At 30.1% G+C, this 20762-nt stretch carries 18 protein-coding genes and 1 riboswitch; of the genes, 16 read left to right on the top strand and 2 right to left on the bottom strand.

The genetic code is table 11. The annotated features are described in order from the left end of the window. Positions 1 to 15 precede the first annotated feature (15 nt). The 8 genes from BD821_RS09515 (at position 16) to BD821_RS09480 (ending at position 9716) form a co-directional block, all read left to right on the top strand. Positions 16 to 696, top strand: a complete 681-nt coding sequence (locus tag BD821_RS09515) for a cupin domain-containing protein (RefSeq protein ID WP_104410278.1) — start codon at positions 16 to 18, stop codon at positions 694 to 696. Between the two features lie 21 nt (positions 697 to 717). Continuing rightward, entirely contained in the window at positions 718 to 1446 is a 729-nt protein-coding gene (locus BD821_RS09510; protein WP_104410277.1) for a BMC domain-containing protein, read from the top strand. 84 nt (positions 1447 to 1530) lie between these two features. Further along, entirely contained in the window at positions 1531 to 3117 is a 1587-nt protein-coding gene (locus BD821_RS09505) for an acetaldehyde dehydrogenase (acetylating) (protein ID WP_104410276.1), read from the top strand. Then, a complete protein-coding gene (locus tag BD821_RS09500; RefSeq protein ID WP_104410275.1) occupies positions 3117 to 3767 on the top strand; it encodes a phosphate propanoyltransferase in 651 nt (216 codons plus the stop codon). The genes BD821_RS09505 and BD821_RS09500 overlap by 1 nt, the downstream gene beginning before the upstream one ends. Positions 3768 to 3818: 51 nt before the next feature. Beyond that, positions 3819 to 4109: an ethanolamine utilization microcompartment protein EutM gene (gene eutM / locus BD821_RS09495; protein WP_104410274.1), complete on the top strand. Its 291-nt coding sequence runs from the start codon at positions 3819 to 3821 to the stop codon at positions 4107 to 4109. 1812 nt (positions 4110 to 5921) lie between these two features. Beyond that, positions 5922 to 7133 carry a radical SAM/SPASM domain-containing protein gene (locus tag BD821_RS09490; protein ID WP_169994102.1) on the top strand — a complete coding sequence of 404 codons (1212 nt, stop codon included), beginning with the start codon at positions 5922 to 5924 and terminating at the stop codon, positions 7131 to 7133. Beyond that, positions 7126 to 8052, top strand: a complete 927-nt coding sequence (locus tag BD821_RS09485; protein WP_104410272.1) for a S41 family peptidase — start codon at positions 7126 to 7128, stop codon at positions 8050 to 8052. Before BD821_RS09490 ends, BD821_RS09485 begins: the two co-directional genes overlap by 8 nt. 116 nt (positions 8053 to 8168) lie before the next feature. After that, positions 8169 to 9716, top strand: a complete 1548-nt coding sequence (locus BD821_RS09480; RefSeq protein ID WP_104410271.1) for an ATP-binding cassette domain-containing protein — start codon at positions 8169 to 8171, stop codon at positions 9714 to 9716. Between the two features lie 268 nt (positions 9717 to 9984). Here the strand turns inward: BD821_RS09480 and BD821_RS09475 are convergent, their stop codons facing one another. Both BD821_RS09475 and BD821_RS09470 read right to left on the bottom strand, forming a co-directional pair. Beyond that, a complete protein-coding gene (locus BD821_RS09475; protein WP_242971486.1) occupies positions 9985 to 10611 on the bottom strand; it encodes a DUF3793 family protein in 627 nt (208 codons plus the stop codon). A 59-nt stretch (positions 10612 to 10670) separates the two neighbouring features. Further along, positions 10671 to 11087, bottom strand: a complete 417-nt coding sequence (locus BD821_RS09470) for a flavodoxin (protein WP_104410269.1) — start codon at positions 11085 to 11087, stop codon at positions 10671 to 10673. Between the two features lie 155 nt (positions 11088 to 11242). Beyond that, a riboswitch (Fluoride riboswitch) is annotated at positions 11243 to 11316 on the top strand. A 51-nt stretch (positions 11317 to 11367) separates the two neighbouring features. On the opposite strand from BD821_RS09470, the gene BD821_RS09465 reads away from it, so the two are divergent. From BD821_RS09465 to trkA, 8 genes are all read left to right on the top strand, one after another. Next, positions 11368 to 12546: a cation:proton antiporter gene (locus BD821_RS09465; protein WP_104410268.1), complete on the top strand. Its 1179-nt coding sequence runs from the start codon at positions 11368 to 11370 to the stop codon at positions 12544 to 12546. A gap of 116 nt (positions 12547 to 12662) precedes the next feature. Continuing rightward, entirely contained in the window at positions 12663 to 13208 is a 546-nt protein-coding gene (locus tag BD821_RS09460; RefSeq protein ID WP_104410267.1) for a cysteine hydrolase family protein, read from the top strand. Between the two features lie 69 nt (positions 13209 to 13277). Continuing rightward, positions 13278 to 13958 carry a pseudouridine synthase gene (locus BD821_RS09455; protein ID WP_104410266.1) on the top strand — a complete coding sequence of 227 codons (681 nt, stop codon included), beginning with the start codon at positions 13278 to 13280 and terminating at the stop codon, positions 13956 to 13958. 89 nt (positions 13959 to 14047) lie between these two features. Further along, on the top strand, positions 14048 to 14833 hold the full coding sequence (locus tag BD821_RS09450) for a GNAT family N-acetyltransferase (protein ID WP_104410265.1): 786 nt from the start codon (positions 14048 to 14050) through the stop codon (positions 14831 to 14833). Between the two features lie 91 nt (positions 14834 to 14924). After that, on the top strand, positions 14925 to 15065 hold the full coding sequence (locus tag BD821_RS13455; protein ID WP_157469642.1) for a hypothetical protein: 141 nt from the start codon (positions 14925 to 14927) through the stop codon (positions 15063 to 15065). Positions 15066 to 15514: 449 nt separating this feature from the next. Further along, positions 15515 to 17320 (top strand): ABC transporter ATP-binding protein, encoded by a 1806-nt coding sequence (locus tag BD821_RS09445; RefSeq protein ID WP_226104785.1) that lies wholly within the window; start codon positions 15515 to 15517, stop codon positions 17318 to 17320. A gap of 72 nt (positions 17321 to 17392) precedes the next feature. Next, positions 17393 to 19225: an ABC transporter ATP-binding protein gene (locus BD821_RS09440; protein ID WP_104410263.1), complete on the top strand. Its 1833-nt coding sequence runs from the start codon at positions 17393 to 17395 to the stop codon at positions 19223 to 19225. A gap of 171 nt (positions 19226 to 19396) precedes the next feature. Then, positions 19397 to 20761 carry a Trk system potassium transporter TrkA gene (gene trkA, locus BD821_RS09435; protein WP_104410303.1) on the top strand — a complete coding sequence of 455 codons (1365 nt, stop codon included), beginning with the start codon at positions 19397 to 19399 and terminating at the stop codon, positions 20759 to 20761. The last annotated feature ends 1 nt before the right edge of the window (position 20762 follow it).

Raw genomic sequence — 20762 nt, 5'->3', positions numbered from 1 at the left:
AAGGGATGTGAAAATATGAAAAAGTTAATTAGCGCAAAGAGCGTTGAAGAGTTAATAGTAAGTGGAGAAAAGACATTGTATATAGATGGAACTGAAATAATTACACCATCAGCTAAAGAACTTGCAATAAACAATGAAATAACATTTACAACAGAAGATAAAGGTTTATTTAAAACTACAAAACCTAAAATAGAAAGCGTAGAAGATAAAAAGACTACAGGTATAGAAGATATTGATAGTGAAATGATACTTAACGTCTTTAGAGCAATGATGGACAAAGGTCTTTTAGAAGAACTTATGGAAAATTTAAAACCAAAGAATCTTTTATTTGATGCAGAGTGTGATTCTAGTGGAGTTAAACTCGTTAGAGGAAACACAGTAAAAATGGATACATTTGATACTGGAAATAAAGATGCAAGAGTGTATTTTCAAGAATTAATAAGTAAAAAGGAATCAAAAATGAGCGCTGGATTTTTGGTGATTCAAGACTCAAAATTTGATTGGGAATTAACTTATGAAGAAATTGATTATGTTATAGAAGGAACTTTAACAGTTGAAATCAATGAAAAGATATACACAGCATATCCAGGAGATGTTTTGTTTGTACCATCAGGTTCTAAAGTAGTTTGGGGTTCACCAGATAAAGCAAGGATGTTTTATGTAACATATCCAGCAAACTGGGCGGATCTTTCATAAAAAAGCTAGGAGGATAAACCTATGCAAGCAATTGGTTTAATAGAAACAAAAGGATTAATTACAGCAATTGAGGCTGCTGATACAATGCTAAAATCATCAGATGTAAGTATTGTTGAAAAAACTTATGTAGGTGGTGGTCTTGTAACAGTTATAGTTACAGGGGATGTAGGTTCAGTTAGGGCAGCTATAGAAGCGGGTTCGGCAGCTGTAAAAAAGATTAACCCAGAATATTTAATTTCAGATCACATAATGCCAAGACCAAGCGAAGAGCTTAAAACTATAATTGGACCTAAAGCTACAGTTGAGGTTTTGAAAGTTATCACATCTAATGAGGATGTTATAGGAATAGAAGAGATACAAAAAGAAGATATAAAGAATACTAAGGTAGAGAAGTTAGAAAATAAAGATGTAGGAGTACAATCTACAGCACCACAAGTAGAAGATATAAAAGTACAATCTAAAAAAGACGTTTCAAAAATAGTAGAAGAAGAAAAACTTGTAAAAGGTTTAGTACAAGTTAAAGAAATGGATTTAGAAAAACTACATAAAAATGATGTAGATAAATTAGTAAGTGAAGATGGCATAGAAAAAGCTATTTTAATATTAGATAAGCTAAAAGTTGTTAAGCTTAGAAACTTAGCTCGTGAGTATGAAGACTTTGTAATTACGGGTAGAACAATTTCAAAAGCTGATAAGAAGCTATTAATTATAAAATTCAAAGCATATTACGAAAAAAATAGTAAGATTTAATTACTTGATTTTTCTTAATTAATAAATGTGAATTTAAGATTTCAGTTTGAAATTCTATAAATTTACGAAAGGAATGAACGTACAATGGAAAATTTTGATAAGGATTTATATTCAGTACAAGAGGCAAGAAACCTTGCTAGACTTGGAAAAGTGGCAGCTAATAAAATTGCTACTTATAGTGAAGAACAAATCGATAAAATATTATGCAATATGGTTAGAGTTGCACAAGAAAATCTTGTTTGTTTAGCACAAATGGCAGTTGAAGAAACTGGTTTTGGTAAAGTTGAGGATAAAACTTATAAAAACCATATGGCATCTTCTGCAGTATATGATTCAATAAAAGATATGAAAACTATAGGCGTAATTAACGAAGATAAGGTGAATAAGGTTATAGAGATTGCTGAACCAGTTGGTTTAGTTATGGGTATAATACCTTCAACAAACCCAACTTCTACTGCAATTTTTAAAGCTATGATTTCTATAAAATCTCGTAACGCTATAGTATTTGCTCCACATCCATCTGCTGCAAAATGTACAATTAAAGCAATTGAGTTAATGAACGATGCAGCTATAGAAGCTGGTGCACCAGAGAATATTATAAGTACTGTAAAAACACCAACTATTGAAGCTACAAATGAATTAATGAAATGTAATGAAGTTGCAATAATAATAGCAACAGGTGGCCCAGGAATGGTTAAAGCTGCTTATAGTGCAGGAAAACCAGCTCTTGGTGTTGGAGCAGGAAACTCTCCAGCATATATAGAAAAGACTGCCAATATAGAAAAAGCTGTCAGAAATATTATGGCAAGTAAGACTTTCGATAATGGTACAATCTGTGCTTCAGAACAATCTATAATATGTGAAGAATGCAATCACGATGAAGTTGTTGCAGAGTTTAAAAAACAAGGTGGATACTTTATGACAGAAGAAGAAACTGATAAAGTATGCAAAATATTATTTAAAAATGGACATACTATGAATGCTAAATTTGTTGGAAGAAGTCCACAAGTTATAGCCTGTTCTGCAGGAATTTCAATTCCACAAGGTACTAAAGTACTTATAGGAAAACAAAATGGTGTAGGTGGTAATAACCTACTATCATATGAAAAGCTTACAACAGTTCTTGGTTTCTACACAGTAAAGGATTGGAAGGAAGCATGTGAATTAAGTATTGAATTACTTCAAAATGGAATTGGACATACAATGAGTATACATACTGAAGATAGAGACATGGTTATGGCTTTTGCAAAGAAACCAGCTTCCCGTATTCTTGTTAATACTGGTGGATCACAAGGTGGAACAGGTGCAAGCACAGGACTTAGTCCTTCATTCACATTAGGTTGTGGTACATGGGGAGGAAGTTCAACATCTGAAAATGTTACTCCAAAACACCTTATAAACATTAAGAGAGTTGCTTACGGCTTAAAAGATTGTGCAACATTAGCATCTAATGATCCAAGCTTTAACCGTATAAAAACTGCAGAAAATTGTCATGCAGCTAGAAATCAATGTATGAATATGAGCCCAGATCAAATTGCTGCAGCAGCAAAAACTTTAAAAGATTCTAATGAGAAAACTACGGTTACTGAATCTAATAGTAGCAAATTAAAAGAAGAAGAACTTTTAGCTTTAGTTAATCAAATGATTTCATCTATGAAAGGCAATAACTAATGGATAATTATGAAGAATTACTAAAGCTTGTATTAGAGGCTGTTAAGGATAAGCAAGCAAATACGTTAACTAAAGAAGATTTATCAAAGATTCCAGTAGGAATTTCTAATAGGCATGTGCATCTTTCAGAAAAAGATATAGAAAGTCTTTTTGGAAAAGATTATAAGCTTACAAAGTTTAAAGATTTATCTCAAACTGGTCAATATGCTTGTAATGAAGTTTTGATAATTTGTGGGCCAAAAGGAGCAATTGAAAGAGTTAGAGTTTTAGGACCTGAAAGAAGTAAAACTCAAGTTGAGGTATTGATGGGAGACTGCATTAAACTTGGAGTAAAGCAACATGTAAAGCTATCTGGAGACTTAAGTGGAACAGCCGGGGTTACATTAATTGGACCAAAAGGATCTGTTCAACTTGAAGAAGGAGTAGTTGTTGCACAAAGACATATTCATATGACAAAAGAAGATGCTAAAAACTTAGGTGTTTGCAATGGAGATATAGTATCAATAAAAATTGATGACTTAAGAGGTGGAATATATAGCAATGTTGCTATTAGAGCAAATGACACTTCAAAACTTGAATGTCATCTTGACATTGAAGAAGCTAACGCAATGGGCATTAGCTCAAAAACAAAGATAACAATAGTTAAGTAATATTTATAAAATTAATATAAATATAATAAAAATATTTAGGAGGAATTTAAAATGAAACATGATGCATTAGGAATGATAGAAACAAAAGGATTAGTAGGAGCAATAGAGGCAGCAGACGCTATGGTTAAAGCTGCAAATGTAACTTTAGTAGGTAAAGAGCAAATAGGTGCTGGACTTGTTACTGTAATGGTAAGAGGTGACGTTGGAGCTGTTAAAGCTGCTACAGATGCAGGAGCTGCTGCTGCTGAAAGAGTTGGAGAATTAGTATCAGTTCACGTAATACCAAGACCACACGCTGATGTTGAAGTAATACTTCCAATGATTAAATCAGATATCAAGTAATTCTTAGACTCAGGTGGAGTTTGCTTATAAGGAATACATATCTCCATCTGAGTCTTAGAAGAACTTATCCAGGGGCGTAGCAGCCGTCATCCTCCACCTTGAAGAGGAGAGGGGTGTTACGGATGGTAGCCATCGGATAAAATAATTTTTTAAATAGAATAGAAAAAGTAAAAGTGTCACTAAAGTTAATTTAGTGGCACTTTTTTTAGCGTGTGGTGAATTGTCTCATAAAGACTTTCTAATTAGAGTGATGTAGGCTTACACATATAGCTATCATGTGTCTAATATTGTCGGAATATGTAGAGTGGTATTTATTTACATAATATCGTAAATGCTATATGATATATAGTAACAGATGGGTTACAAGTCATAATTAGGTAACCTTATATAAAAGTTATTTATAAACAAAAAGCCACATTTACGTATTGACTAAAATTAAACTAAAGACCTATTTAGAAGATGACTTTCCAAAAAGGTAATTTAAATACTGTTATACTTGGAATATAGATAAAGAAAGCGTAAATGATATTTTAAATAGGATAATTGTTGGCCGTAGTAATAGAATAACATTTATTTTTACGCATGATGATTTACTAAATTATATTATAATACAGTTTTAAACGTCTAAGTTTAAATAAATAGCATTAATTAAGCCAAAAGATAAATGAGGAAGTGAATTTATGGAATGCAATGAAGCGTATGTAATAGAGCTACCATAGATATTCTTGAGCAGATGGATGTGTGGCGCTCTAGTAGGCATGGGAGATGGCGCCTAAGACATAATAAAGTAGTCTAATCTAAAATGGGACACGAAATATTAAATACTGTGTCCCTAATTAAGTCAAAAGATAAAGATGGTGTTAACACTATCAAAATAAATAAGGAGGTGAATTTATGGAATGCAATGAAGTATATGTAATAGAGCTACCAACAGATATTCTTGAACAGATGGATGGATGTACATGTGCATGTGGCGCTCTAGTAGGAACAGGAGGTGGCGCCTAAGACATAATAAAGTAGTCTAATCTAAAATGGGGCACGAAATATTAAATACTGTGTTCCTAATTAAGTCAAAAGATAAAGATGGTGTTAACACTATCAAAATAAATAAGGAGGTAAATTTATGGAATGCAATGAAGTATATGTAATAGAGCTACCGACAGATGTTCTTGAACAGATGGATGCATGTTCATGTGCATGTGGCTATCTAATAGGCCAAGGAGGTGGCGCTTAAGACATAATAAAGTAGTTTAATCTAAAAAGGGACACGAAATATTAAATACTGTGTCCCTTTCTTGCATAAAGATAAGTATAATTAATAGGTCTTATTTAAAAAAGTAATAATGTACTAAAAAATATGATTGCTTATTTTTAGATGACTTTTTTAAATCTTTTTATAAGCCATTGAAAAATATTATAAAAAGGAAAGGACTCTTAGAAATAATTATACAGTTTTAAGTACGTTTTTTCTGAAGGCTCCACACCAACCAATTTAAATCTATAACTATTAATTTTTGGCAAAGATTGAATATCTTTTTATGGTATAAAGGAGTCTCTAGCCTACTGATAAATAGATATACTATTTTTATAAGTAGATACAATTATTGCAACGGACTATTTTTTTAGATGTCAACGCTACAACATATAGGATAAACCAACCTTATGGTAAACATCCCATGTAAGTAAATAAAGAGAAATAGCAATATTGACTCTCATCCTAGAACACCTATATTTGAAGATATCAATTATAAGTGTACGGGCTCAATGATACAATTGTTTATGACGGCGTTAAGCGTCTTAATGGAGGTAAATATGGATAGATCAAGAGAATTAATTTTTACAAGTAATAACAAGAATGTTTTAGTTTATAATTATCATTTAAATAAGGCATGTATTATAAGTATTGGTACATATAAAAATATTTTTGAGTCAGATTATAGTATTGATAATCTAATAAGTAATGGGATTATCGATGATTTAAGTATATCGTTACTTATAAAAAATGGAGTCTTATTTAATAATTATCATGAATATCATAGATTATCATATGCGGAAAGATTGAGCAATAGAAAAGTTGAGGTATCATTAGATGAAGTATATTTGCATTTAACTCAAAGATGTAATTTAAGATGCGATTATTGTTATAATAAAAAAAATCTAAATGATACAGATTTTCTAACTACAGATGATATTTTAATGATAGGAGAAAAGTTGAAAAAAATTGATGTAAAAAAGATAACTTTTACTGGTGGAGAAGCATTATTAAGAGATGATTTAGAGTATATAACATACAAATTCAAGAAAATGGGTTTTAAATTAGTTTTATTAACTAATGGTACAAAATTATTGAAAAATGTAAAAGTATTAGATAATGTTGATTCAGTAATTGTAAGTTTAGACACTTTAAGACAAAGTAGTAATCAGAGAATAGGATTAAATATAGAGAGTTTAACAAAGGACTTATCAAATATTGCAATAAATTATTCAAACAAAATATATATTAGATCTGTTGTATCAAGTATTAATGAACATATATGGAAAGAAGTTGAACGATTTTCAATAGATAATGGTTTTAAATTCATATCTAATATATTTATACCTAATAATATTAGTGAAGTTGATTTTATGCCAAAAATAGATATGATAGAAGTTGATGAAAATTTGTTGAATTTTTCAGGTAATATTTGTGGTGGCTGTTATAAAGAAATTTCAATTGACTGTAAAGGATATATATATCCATGTCAAGCATTATTAAATGATAAATTTAAAATTGTAAATATTTTTGATGAGAATTGGTATAATCTACTTAAAGAATCAAAAATTACAGAAGAGTTTAAAAAAAGAAATGTTAATAATATAGAAGGTTGCAAAGATTGCGAATATAAATATTTATGTGGTGGAGGTTGTAGAGCAATAGCTTTTAATGTATATGATTCATTAGATGCTAAAGCAGAATGTATTTGTGATTATCATAAACAAATTGTAAAAAAGAAATTGGAAGGCTTATTAAATATATATGGTTAATAAAGGAGATATTATTAAAGAGTTAATTGGTCAATATGCATTTAAAGTTGATAATAGTAAGCTAATTGAAAGCTTACCAAAGTTTGTTTATTCAAGAAATTGTAAATACTTTGATATATTAAATAGTGAACCTGCATTTAATATATTCAATTTATTAGGAATAAAATATAGGTTTTATAATAATGAGTGTTATATAATAAGTGGATTTAAAAATATCAATAATACTGTTAAGGTTATAGATATTAATGGTATGAATTCATCAAAGGGGTTAGCAAATAGATCAGATAAATATAAGATTAAGATTAAAGATAATAAAGGATATATAAAAACTATAAATCTCAAATATCCAAATATAATTACAAAATCTAGAAAGAATGAATATCAAATCATAAATGATAATGAATTGTATATACATTTATATGACTTTGAAAATCTTGATTTAATAAGTGTAACTAACTTTGATAATAAAAAGATTTGGCTAGACTTAAGAAATAATCAAGGTGGTAGAGTACATAATTTGATTAAAATACTAGAGCTGTTTTATAATCATGGAGATGTCTTATTGTATCTTCAGAAACAAGATTCTTTCTTCAAAATAACATCAAAATTAAAAATATGCTATAAACCACTACACATATATTTACTTGTAAATAAAGAAACTGCTAGTGCTGCTGAGATGTTAGCAATGAAACTAAGTGAATTTGATAATGTGACAATTATTGGTGCGCAAACAGAAGGAAAATGGGTTTTAAATTCTGTAAAAAGGATTAACAATTATTATATAAGGTTTCCAGAATATGAATTTATATCAAAATCAGGTTCACATCTTAAATTAGGTTGTGGTATTGAACCTGATTATCATATCTCTGATAAAGTAATAAATAAGATGATAATTGATAAATTTTATTTAAAACTTTGATAATTTAGTATTGAAAAGATATGGTAAGTAGATTAGAGTTATCAAATTAAACTAATAAAAATATCATTATGCTATAATTCAAAGGCGGGTAAAATATTTATAGGATGTGATTGTAAGTGAAATATCGTCAGTTTTTAATTGTTATGATATGTATGGTTATAATAAATAGTTTAGCATATTTGACACCACCTATACTTATACAGATATGGAATAATGACAGTATAGGGTTTACATCTGAAAGAGTTATATGGTTATTCGTAGTTTTGTTACTTGCTTTAATTATAGAAATTATATTTACATCAATAAGAGAAAAGTTTGCAAAGGGTTTTAATATAAAAAATTGTGTAATGATGTTAAATAGTATGTTTCATTTGAAGTATGATGAAATCAATGAAAAGGGACCTATGAATTTGATTGAGAGAATAGCTATTTCAGTAAATAGTTTCTATGCATACTATACAGGAGATGCTATTAAAATATGGTCAAGTCTCATAATAATTACTTCAATAACTGTAATGGTTTTTTTGATGAATCCTTATATTGCTATTATATTAGTAATAATTGTACCTATTAATTATTTTGGTTATAGACTACTAAATAAAGAACTAATGAAACGATCAAAAAATATGCAAGAGAGCACTTCATCTGGATGGCAAGAGATTCTCTCTATAGTAAACCAAACAGATTATTTAAAACAATTACCTAATTATGAAAGATTATTTGAACAATTTGATTCATCATTAAATAAGATTTACGGATCAATGGCTAAGGTGAATATTTATGCTCAGTCATCAAGTACTTTGTTAAAATCAATGAATTCTATAGTAAACATTATGGTTATGGTTTTCTTAGTAATGGACTATATGAAATTAAATCAAAATCCAATGAATCTGGTTATTTATACAATAATATTGCCTTTGTTTTTTAATCAAGTAAATCAGTTGACCAGCTCTAATTTGAATAAAAGAGATATGGTAAACTCAAAAAGGTTTGTAGAAGAACTTAAACAACATAGAGAATTAGACGGACATATTGATATAGAATCAATAGATACAGTTGATTTACAAATAGATGAACTAATGATAAAAGATAGAGTATTATCTAAGGATATTAATGGTAGCTATAAAAAAGGTGATATAATTTGGATAAAAGGTTCAAGTGGTGCAGGCAAATCCACTTTACTTAAGCTAATTCCAAAGTTTAGAGAATCGGAAGGTGTAAAGTTAAATAAAGAAAGTATCATCAATATAACAAATAAAAGTATTAGATCTAATGTAGAGTATCTATCTCAAAATGTTCCTATTATAAAAGGTACTTTAAGAGATAATTTATTTTTGGGAAAAGAGAGATTATTACAAATAGAAAATGACTTAATTAAAGATCCTATTTTAGAGACAATTTTTAAAAATATTAATTTGGATACTGTTATACTTGAAGGGGGAACTAATCTTTCGGGAGGAGAGAAACAAAAGATTGCCATAGTTAGAGCTTTATATAATCATTCGGATGTTCTTATTTTAGATGAGATAACTTCAAATATAGATAAAGAAAGCGCAAATGATATTTTAAATAGGATAATTGATGACAGTAGCAATAGAATAACATTTATTATTACTCATGATGATTTGTCGGATAGATATTATAATACAGTTTTAAACTTATAAGTTAAAAAACAATATCAATTTAACAAATAAGACCATGGACTAATTAATTAGTCTATGGTCTTATTTTGAAGAGTTTAGTTAAGTAACAGTGTTGGAAGTGTAACACTGCTAAATCTATATAGATTTACCATCATTTATCCGACGGCTACCATCCGTAACACCCCTATCCTATTCAAGGTGGGGGTGTTACGGATGCTACGCCCCTGGATAAGTTCTTCTAAGCCTTTGATGGAGAGATGTATTACTTATAAGCAAACTCCACCTGAGTCTAAGAATCACTTGATATAGACTTAGCACTGGTATAAACGTATCCTTTTATACTTAAGGCAAGGTCAAAACATGAGCTTCCTTTAAGTATATTTTTTATGGTATATTCTTTTATGGTATATTCTTTTATTTCATCATATTTATTAAAAGTAAATTTTGCTTTATTACTGTCATTGTATACTTTCCAATAGCCACATAACAAACATCTTTTTGTAGTGCACTCCATGAAGTCTTTAACATCTTTAAATGGTATTCCAAGGAACAATCCGAGTTCGTGAGGGCAGTGATACTTTTCATATCTAGATTTTAATGTAGTTACATAGTTATTAATAGAACCATTAGGGGGATACCCTATAGTAAGTAAAAAATCCATGGTGTCATATTTACTTAATTCTTGCTTCAATAAAGATTCACTATAGATCATAACTATGATAGAATCATAACTTTCTCTTAACTCTACAAATTTCAAGTTTAGACTGTCAATGAAATTAATTCCAAAATCATTCCAACCTTTATACAATTTAATATTATTCTTTTTTATTGTAACTGTGGCAGCTGGTTTAATTTCTGCGATTACTAATGATAAATGATATACCAAAAAGGTTTCTACATGCTCTTTATTATTCATTGAATTCAATTTTTTATAAAAATCTAGATGTATCAATTCATACCACCGCCAAACTTATTTTATGAAGTAACTATTTTTCTTCCAAAAATTATACACTCTTTATCACTATCATCTGGTTCATTTTGAATTATTAAAGGAGTACCTATAATAGTACAACCGCAATCTAGCATTTTATCTTCAAAGTTCCTCATCCATTCGCCATCTCCCCAGCCATAAGAACCAAAAAGTGCAACTTTTTTACCAGATACTTTAGTTGAAATTTCGTCTATAAATGGTTGGAATTCTGATTTTTCTAATACTTCACTCCCCATAGATGGGCAGCCTAAGACTAGAGTATCCTCTTCTAATAAAGCATCAATATTTACATCAGATACAAATATTGTTTCTGCATCTTTACCTTCAGCTACAATACCTTGTTTAATTAATTTTGCCATCTTTTCTGTATTACCTGTTCCAGACCAATATACTATTTTCATTTAAATACCCTCCCTAAACATTTATGATTATGAAAATCAATCTCAATTAAAGAATATAACAAATATTAAACGTTGTCAAGTGTAGAGTATAATTTCAATAAGTATGATATTTTAATCACAACAAGGTGTATATTATGATATTATTGTGTTATAATATCACTATTGGGAATGAAGTACTCCCTTAGCAAATGCTAAAACCGCTTATTTAGCTGATGACTTCTGCAATAATATTATTGCGGAGCTATCAGCTTTTTTTGTGCTTTAATAAAGGAGGATTTTTATGTTATTTAGTCTTGCTCTTATTCTTATTATAGGATTCACATTAAGTGGTATCCTAAATAGACTTAGGTTACCAGGAATTTTAGGTATGCTTATTACTGGAGTTATTCTTGGACCTTTTGTATTAAATTTAATATCACCAGATATTCTTAATATATCTAAGGATCTAAGGCAAATAGCCCTTATTGTAATACTTTCAAGGGCAGGTCTTTCACTAGATGTTAAGGATTTAAAAAAGGTAGGAAGACCCGCCATTTTGATGTGCTTTGTACCAGCTACCTTTGAACTTGTTGCAATAACATTACTTGCTCCAATACTTTTTAAGGTGTCATATATAGAGGCTGCTATAATGGGAACTGTTCTGGCTGCTGTTTCCCCAGCGGTAGTTGTGCCTAGGATGCTTAAAGTTATGGAGGGTGGGTACGGTAAGGAAAAAAGCATACCACAATTAATATTAGCAGGGGCATCTGTAGATGATGTCTATGTTATTGTATTATTTACAGCTTTTATGGGTATGTATCAGGGAAGAGGATTTAGTGTATTAAGTCTTGTAGCAGTTCCAATTTCCATAGTTGTTGGCTTAGCTATAGGTATTTTATCAGGACTCTTACTTGTGTTTGTATTCAAAAAACTTCATATAAGAGATACTGTAAAGATATTAATAATTCTTAGTGTTTCTTTTTTATTTATAAGTCTTGAAGCAGAAGTTAAATCCTATATTCCTATGTCAGGATTACTAGCAGTAATGGCTTTAGGAGGAACTATCTTAAAAAAATACGAGGTTTTGGCTAAGCGTTTATCTAATAAGTTCTCAAAAGTATGGGTGGGGGCTGAAATTTTGCTTTTTGTTCTGGTAGGCGCTGCCGTTGACATTAGGTTTGTTTCAGATGCAGGCCTTATGGCAGTTATTCTTATTTTAAGTGCACTTATTTTTAGAATATGTGGAGTTTATATATGTTTAATAAAAACTAAGCTTACAAATAAAGAAAAACTTTTTTGTGCCATAGCCTATTTGCCTAAGGCTACTGTTCAAGCTGCTATTGGTTCAATACCTCTTTCAGCTGGGGTTTTAGCTGGAAACACTATTCTTACAGTTGCAGTACTTTCTATTTTAATTACAGCACCAATTGGTGCTATAGGTATTGATAGGACCTATAAAAAGCTGTTAACAAAAGATTAAGTAAAATATTACAATATAATATTAATTATTTTGAAGAATATAATTAATATGTTAAGTAGCTAGGTATTGTAAAATAATTAGTATAATGAGAAAATGGGGATTAGGAGGTGCTAATGATGACTAAATTATTAGTAGTTGTTGACTATCAAAATGACTTCGTAGATGGTACATTAGGATTCATAAAGGCTAAAACATTAGAAATGCCTATATATAATAAGGTAAATGAATATCTTAAAAATAAGGACAAGGTTTTATTTACTTATGATACTCATTATGAAAATTATTTAGATACTAGGGAAGGTAAAGCTTTGCCAATCTCCCACTGTATAAAGGATACTGATGGACACATGTTATATGGAAAATTAAATGAGTTTATAAACTCGAAAGCTACATTGCATTATAATAAGGAGGGTTTTGGAATAGAGCCCAAGGACATGGTGAAATTAGCTAGTGAAATAGGAAAAAATATTAATGAAATTGAGCTAGTTGGAGTGGTTACCAATATGTGCGTAATAAGCAATGTTATTATGTTTCAATCACAATATAGGAATGCAGAGATTATAGTTGATGAAAGACTTTGTGCTAGTTTTAATGATGAGTTACATGAAAAAGCACTAGATGTAATTGAATCTTTGCAGGTGAAGGTTATTAATAGGAAATAATACTAATGTATTTTATATGTAGGCCGAATTAGATATATCAGATACAAGTGAAAGGACAGATATTTTAATATGAGGATAAATAAACTTCTTAGTAATTATGGGTTTTGTTCTAGGAGTGAAACAAATAAAATTATTGAGGAAGGTAGAATAAAGGTAAATGGAAAGTTAGCTATTAAAGGGCAGTGGGTAGAGAAGGAGGATCATATTCTTATTGATGATGCTCCTCTTTTGCCCAAGGATAAGATATATATTGCATTAAATAAACCTGTAGGAATCACTTGTACTGCGGCAAAGGAAGTTGAAGGTAACATAATTAGCTTTATGAATTATGAGGAATACATTTTTCCTATTGGAAGATTAGATAAGGCATCTGAAGGGTTAATATTAATGACTAATGATGGTGACCTTGCAAATAAGATTTTAGAGTCAGAAAATAACCATGAGAAGGAATATATAGTAACTGTGGATAGAGCTTTTGATGATGCTTTTATAAAGGGAATGTCAGAAGGTGTAGAAATTTCTGGAGCTCGAACAAGGCCTTGCATGGTAAGTAGGATTAGTGAAGATACTTTTAGAATTATACTTACTCAAGGGCTTAATAAGCAAATTAGAAAGATGACCAAGACTTTTGGGTATAATGTGATAAGTCTTCAGCGTATCCGAATTATTAATATAAAAATCCAGGGTATAGATACTGGTACATGGCGTAATCTTACAGAAGAAGAGTTAGTGGAATTAAGAAGTAAATAGAACTTTTACTTAAAATTAAAATATAGAGGAAATCTCAGATTAATTAATAACTACAATATAAAGAGTTTGTTTATTTATAGGAGGTATTTATGGGATTTATTACTTTAACTAAAGAAAACATAGAAAGCGAGCATATATGTTGTGCTATTTCAGATAAAAAGTGTAAAGATGGTTATCAACTTAAAAAGCAATGGCTTAAAGACAATATAGAAAATGGATATAAATTTACAAAGTTAGATGAAAGAGCAAAGGTTTTTATAGAATATTGCCCTTCAGAAATAGCATATGTTCCAGTAAATGCACCTAATTATATGGTGATAAATTGTTTTTGGGTATCAGGAAGATATGCTGGAAAAGGTTATGGGAAAGAGCTACTTAGTAAGTGTATAGAGGAAGCAAAGGCAAAAGGTAAAGATGGAATAGTTACTTTATGCAGTGATAAGAAAAGGCCCTTTATGAGTGATAAAAAGTTCTTTTTAAAGCAAGAATTTTTAGTGGTAGATAAAGCTAAGCCTTATTTTGAACTATTATGCTTAAAATTTAATGAGGAAGCTATGGATCCTAAGATTTTACCTAAAGCTAAAGAGGCCACTTCTTATTATGATAATGGAGGCTTTGTAGCATATTATTCTGATGCATGTCCTTTTATGGATTATAACGTAAATATAGTTCAACAAGAAATAGCAAAGGATAATAATTGTATATATGAAGCTGTTAGACTAAAAACTAGAGAAGAGGCTATAAATAGTCCATGTTGCTATACTAATTATTCTCTTTTTTATAAGGGGGACTTCGTTACCCATGAGATTAATCCTAAAAAATTTAAGGCTATCATAGAAAACCTACAAACACACAATAAAGATTCTTTTGAATAATCTGAAATTTTTGTTGCAATTTATTAATTTCCATTATATAATTATTATGTGGTAAATAACCACAACAAATAAAAAAAAGGAGGTCGTGAATATGTTGATGATTCAAAGGTTCGTAGCAGGCAATGATATGAACATTTTAGTGAGTTCTGTTAATAATAAAGTAGCCCATGATGTTAATGTTTCAGCACAATTTAATAAATTATACATGCACGATCTTGGTATACGTTTTTAATTTGTAATTTAGTAATGTATAGCCATGGGTTGTGTACCTATGGCTTTTTATATTAGCTTTAAGGATATATGATTAGATTATCCTTCTAAAAGCTACTTTATCTTAAGTTAAAGTCCGTGCCTATAATAGTTCACTGTAAGGTACATACTGTAACTCTGGGTAAAGGTTGTAATTTTTAGTTTAAAAACAAGATTTCATATCAATTGTGAGCTCTATTTAAACTTAAGATACAGTTTATGCGTTTAAAGCCGTAGAATATTACATTCTTCGGTTTTTTATTTTACAAAAAATATAAAAGGAGTGGTAAGTATGATTAAAAATTATGTTAAAGAAAAAGTAAGAAGTGAGTATTTTAATTTTAGTACCTGAGTTAAAAAACCATATTAGAATTTTTTTGAAAAGATTAATTTGACGGGAACATTATTATGACAATACAAGGGGGGATTAATTTGAAAAAACTTTTAAAACTAGTTAAAGGAAATAGGTTGTTATATGTTGCGGCAATTGCCTCTATAGCTATATCAACATTTATAGCTATGCTAGAACCTATGGTTATAAAGACGACTATAGATTCTATTATCGGAAATACGCCTTTGAATGCATCACCATTTATTGAGAAAATTATAGGTTTTTTTGGTGGTAAAGGAGTGCTTTCTAGAAACTTATGGATATGTTCTTTGTTTCTAATAACACTAACCGTTATAAGAGGGGTTTTCTTATTTTTAAGAGGAAAGCTTGCAGCTAAGGCAGCTGAAAATATTGCTAAAAATATAAGGGTAAAACTTTATGATCATATTCAAAACTTACCCTATGGATATCATGTGAATTCAGAATCAGGAGATTTAATTCAACGTTGTACATCAGATGTAGATACTATTAGAAGATTTTTTGCAGTGCAACTTGTGGATATAGGAAGGGCAGTATTTATAGTAACCTTTGCACTTATAATGATGCTATCACTAAATAAAAAGATGACAGTGATTGCCATGGTAATAGTGCCATTTATATTTATATTTTCATATGTATTCTTCAAAAAGATTAAGCACAATTTTGAAAAGGCTGACGCACAAGAAGGGGTTCTTACCTCTGTACTTCAAGAAAATTTAAGTGGGGTTAGAGTGGTAAAAGCTTTTGGAAGGCAAAGTTTTGAAATAGAAAAATATGAAAAACAAAATAGAAAGTATAGAGATTTGAATTTTAACTTAGTTAAATTACTTTCTAATTATTGGTCTATATCGGATTTGCTTTGTATGACTCAAATTGGACTCGTTTTAATTGCCGGTATATATTATGCAAATAAAGGTGAGATAAGTCTTGGAACTTTAGTGGTTTTTAATACCTATGAGGGTATGTTACTTTGGCCTGTAAGACAACTTGGAAGAATTCTTTCAGATATGGGAAAAATGACAGTTTCTCTTAAAAGAATTACAAATATTCTTGAAACACCAGTAGAACAGGAATATGGTAAATCTTTAAAGCCTGACATCAAGGGTGAGGTAACCTTTGAAAATGTGTCATTTAAATATGACAAGGATACTAAAATACTTGAAAATTTAAGTTTTAGTGTTAAAAAAGGTGAAACTATAGCTATAGTTGGACCTACTGGATCAGGAAAGTCATCATTAGTGCATCTTTTATTAAGACTTTATGATTATGACAGTGGTTCTATAAAAATAGATGGCATAGAGCTTAAAGATATTGAAAGAAAATGGGTAAGAAATAATATAGGAATTGTGCTACAAGAGCCTTTTCTTTATGCACGTACTATAAAGGAAAACATTATGATATCTAAATTAGACTCTAGCGATAGGGAAATCGAAAGTGCAGCAACATCAGCTGCGGTGCATGAAGTTATAAGCTCCTTTGAAAAAGGGTATGATACTGTAGTTGGAGAAAAGGGGGTTACTCTATCTGGAGGACAAAGGCAAAGGGTTGCAATAGCAAGAACGCTTATAAAAAACATGCCTATATTAATATTTGATGACTCCTTAAGTGCAGTAGATGCAGAAACAGACAGGGTAATTAGAGAAGAGTTAAAAAAGAAAAGTAAAGATAACACTACATTTATAATATCTCATAGAATTTCAACAGTTATGGATGCAGATAAAATAATAGTTTTAAATCAAGGAAAGATTGAAGATATGGGAAATCATAAAGAACTTATAAGTAAGGATGGTATCTATAAAAGAATATGGGACATACAAAATTCATTAGATGCTTTTAGTGAAGATGAAGAAGAGGCTTTAAATGAATAAAAATTTTATTATAGATAAGTCTTTAGAGAGAGTTATGAAAAAGGCATTAAAGAGTAAAAAGGGGATGATGGAATGGCTAGAATAGATGAAGATAAATCAACACAAAAGCTGGATATTGGAATTTGGCGGAGGTTTTTTAAGTATCTTCTTGAATTCAAAAAAGGACTTATATTTTTAGCAATTTTAATGGTAGGAGTAGCAGGGGTAGATGCTATAATGCCACTTCTTACAAGATATGCTATTGATAATTTTATTGTAGGTAAGAGTTTAGAGGGGATAAAGACCTTTGCTATAGTTTATTTTGTTATAGTTGTTTTTCAAGTTCTAAATATAAAACTATTTATAATGCAGGCAGGTAAAATTGAAACTCACCTTGCCTATCATATAAGGAATCTTGGATTCAAAAGGCTTCAACAATTATCATTTTCTTATTATGATAATTCATCTGTAGGATGGCTTATGGCAAGGATGACGTCGGATGTGGCAAAGCTTAGTGAAATCATATCTTGGGGGCTTATAGATATGGTGTGGGCTTTGGTTCTCATGGTATCTTTTATAGGAATAATGCTTTATAATAACGTAAAGCTAACCCTTATAAGTATGTGCGTTGTACCTCCATTATTTTTTATAGGAATGTACTTTCAAAAGAAAATATTAAAATCCTATAGAAGTGTAAGAAAATTAAACTCTCAGTTAACAGCAGATTTTAGTGAGGAGATATCTGGAGCTAAAACTACTAAAACTCTTGTTAGAGAGGAAGAAAACTTAAATGAATTTAAAGAGGATGCTACTAAAATGAGAAATTCCTCCGTAAGAGCAGCTATGTTTTCTGCGTTATTTCTTCCTATTGTTTTATCTATGGGAAGTATTGGCACAGGATTTGCGCTATGGTTTGGAGGTAATAGTGTTATGGCTGGAACCTTGTCTTATGGTACATTTGTAATGTTTATTTCATATACTATACAGTTTTTTGACCCTGTAAGTCAGCTAGCTGGAACGCTTGCAGAACTTAAAAATGCACAAGCATCAGCAGAAAGAATAATATCCCTTATAGAAACAGAGCCAGATATATGGGATAGAGAAGATGTAATAGAAAAGTATGGAGATTTATTTGATGCTAAAAAAGAAAACTGGGATAAGATACATGGAGACATTGAATTTAAAGATGTATGTTTTTCATACAAAAATGGAGAAAAGGTTTTGGAAAACTTTAATTTAAAGGTAAAGCAAGGAGAAACTGTTGCACTTGTTGGGGAAACTGGTTCAGGAAAAAGCACTATAGTAAATTTATTATGTAGATTTTATGAACCTACAAGTGGTGAAATATTAATTGATGGTAAAGACTATAGAGAAAGGTCTATGTTGTGGCTACAATCAAATATAGGTTATGTGCTTCAAAGTCCACACCTTTTTAGTGGAACTATTAAAGATAATATAATCTATGGAAAGCTTGAAGCTACAGATGAAGAAATTGAAAGAGCATCAAAACTTGTAAATGCTCATAGCTTTATAATGAAGATGGAAAAAGGCTATGATTCAGAGGTTGGAGAGGGTGGTGGAAACCTTTCAACAGGAGAAAAACAACTTATATCCTTTGCAAGAGCAATAGTTGCAAATCCAGCACTGTTTGTACTAGACGAAGCTACATCATCTATAGATACAGAAACAGAAAGAATGATACAAAATGCTATAGAAAAAGTGCTTTCGGATAGAACAAGCTTTGTGGTAGCTCATAGGCTTTCAACCATAGTATCAGCAGATAAGATTCTTGTTATAGGAAAAGGAAAGATAACTGAACATGGAACTCATAGGGAACTTATAAGGAAAAAGGGTTACTATTATAATCTTTATACAAATCAGCTTCTTTTGGAAAAAGAAATGGAAAGCAAAACTGTAGTTTCCTAAAAATAAAGGGGTAGCCACTATTTATAAGTGACTACTCTTTTATTTAATTGATTTAGACATTATCTTTTGCGCTTTCATGGTGGCTATTGGATAGAAACTGTATTATAATATTTATTGTCTATAAGATATTGTTTACCATATAATGCATATGAAAGGAAAGGTAAAAACAAAATGTATATTATAATTGTGGGGGCTGGGAAGGTTGGATATACTTTAGCTAAACATCTATCAGAAGAAGGAAATGATGTTATGGTTATTGATAAGAATCCTGAAGTGCTTAAGAAGGCTACTGATAGTCTTGATGTAATGTGTATAAAAGGTAATGGTACAAGAGTTAATGTACTTAAAGAAGCTGAGGTAGAAAGAGCCGATGTAATCATTGCTGTTACCGATAGTGATGAGAGGAATGCTCTTTGCTCTTTAGCAGCAAAAAGGCTAGGTGCAAAACATACTATTGCAAGAATTAGAGATCCTGAGTATGCAGAGGAACTTTCAATGTTAAAAGATGAGCTTGGTATTGAGATGATTATAAATCCAGAAAAAGAAGCCGCAATGGAAATTGCAGAGCTTATAAAATTTCCATCTGTATCTAGCATAGAAACCTTTGCAAATGGCATGGCTGATTTAGTTAGTTTTAGACTTTTAAATGAGGATATTATTGTGAATAAAGCTATATCTGATATAAATTTAAAAAGGTGTTCTGTGTTATTTTGTGCAGTAGAAAGAAATGATAAGGTTTTAATACCTACAGGTGATTTTGTGCTTAAAGCTAATGATAAAGTTTATGTTATAGGGGATCATTCCAATATAACCTCCTTTTTACAACATCTTGGTAAGTATCAAAAGAGAGTCAAAAATGTAATGATAATAGGTGGAGGTAGGATAAGTTACTATCTTGTGAAATTAATTAATAAAGTTGGAGCAAAAATAAAGATAATAGAAAAAGATTATAATAAATGTGAAGAATTAAATGAATTAATACCAGAGGCTATTATAATCCATGGCGATGGAACTGAAGAAGAGCTATTAGAATCTGAAAATTTAAATGAAACTGATGTATTTATAGCTTTAACTGATAGAGACGAAGAAAATATAGTGTCATCTCTTTTTGCTTTAAATGCAAGAGTACATAATGTAATAACCAAGGTAACACGTGTGAATTATAGTAATATAATTAAAAAGGTTGGAGTTGAAAGTGTTATAAGTCCCAAAATGATTACGGCCAATAAAATAATAAAATATGTAAGAGGACTTAAAAGTAAAGATGGAAACTTTATTGAAAATTTATATAAAATAGTAGGGGAAAAAGCTGAGGCTTTAGAATTCGTAGCAAGTGCTAATACTAGGTGCAAAAATGTTCCTTTAAAAGATATAAAGATTAAAAAAGGTGTATTAATTGCAGCTATAGTTAGAAATCATAAGATAATAATTCCTGGAGGAAATGATATTATTAAAGTTAATGACAGTGTAATTATAGTAACAGAAAGACATAATGTAATGGGAATAAACGATATACTCCTTGAGGGAGGACTCTAAT

The sequence above is a fragment of the Clostridium algidicarnis DSM 15099 genome (assembly GCF_002934235.1).
Taxonomy (GTDB): Bacteria; Bacillota; Clostridia; order Clostridiales; family Clostridiaceae; genus Clostridium_L; species Clostridium_L algidicarnis.
The sequence above is the reverse complement of the archived record's forward strand: the minus strand, read 5'-3'. Positions and strand labels throughout refer to the sequence as shown.

Excerpts from the sequence above, each read along its gene's own strand:
- BD821_RS09515 (WP_104410278.1), top strand. The coding sequence starts at position 16 with ATGAAAAAGTTAATTAGCGCAAAGAGCGTTGAAGAGTTAATAGTAAGT.
- BD821_RS09510 (WP_104410277.1), top strand. The coding sequence starts at position 718 with ATGCAAGCAATTGGTTTAATAGAAACAAAAGGATTAATTACAGCAATT.
- BD821_RS09505 (WP_104410276.1), top strand. The coding sequence starts at position 1,531 with ATGGAAAATTTTGATAAGGATTTATATTCAGTACAAGAGGCAAGAAAC.
- BD821_RS09500 (WP_104410275.1), top strand. The coding sequence starts at position 3,117 with ATGGATAATTATGAAGAATTACTAAAGCTTGTATTAGAGGCTGTTAAG.
- eutM (WP_104410274.1), top strand. The coding sequence starts at position 3,819 with ATGAAACATGATGCATTAGGAATGATAGAAACAAAAGGATTAGTAGGA.
- BD821_RS09490 (WP_169994102.1), top strand. The coding sequence starts at position 5,922 with ATGGATAGATCAAGAGAATTAATTTTTACAAGTAATAACAAGAATGTT.
- BD821_RS09485 (WP_104410272.1), top strand. The coding sequence starts at position 7,126 with ATGGTTAATAAAGGAGATATTATTAAAGAGTTAATTGGTCAATATGCA.
- BD821_RS09475 (WP_242971486.1), bottom strand. The coding sequence starts at position 10,611 with ATGAATAATAAAGAGCATGTAGAAACCTTTTTGGTATATCATTTATCA.
- BD821_RS09470 (WP_104410269.1), bottom strand. The coding sequence starts at position 11,087 with ATGAAAATAGTATATTGGTCTGGAACAGGTAATACAGAAAAGATGGCA.
- BD821_RS09465 (WP_104410268.1), top strand. The coding sequence starts at position 11,368 with ATGTTATTTAGTCTTGCTCTTATTCTTATTATAGGATTCACATTAAGT.
- BD821_RS09460 (WP_104410267.1), top strand. The coding sequence starts at position 12,663 with ATGACTAAATTATTAGTAGTTGTTGACTATCAAAATGACTTCGTAGAT.
- BD821_RS09455 (WP_104410266.1), top strand. The coding sequence starts at position 13,278 with ATGAGGATAAATAAACTTCTTAGTAATTATGGGTTTTGTTCTAGGAGT.
- BD821_RS09450 (WP_104410265.1), top strand. The coding sequence starts at position 14,048 with ATGGGATTTATTACTTTAACTAAAGAAAACATAGAAAGCGAGCATATA.
- BD821_RS13455 (WP_157469642.1), top strand. The coding sequence starts at position 14,925 with ATGTTGATGATTCAAAGGTTCGTAGCAGGCAATGATATGAACATTTTA.
- BD821_RS09440 (WP_104410263.1), top strand. The coding sequence starts at position 17,393 with ATGGCTAGAATAGATGAAGATAAATCAACACAAAAGCTGGATATTGGA.
- trkA (WP_104410303.1), top strand. The coding sequence starts at position 19,397 with ATGTATATTATAATTGTGGGGGCTGGGAAGGTTGGATATACTTTAGCT.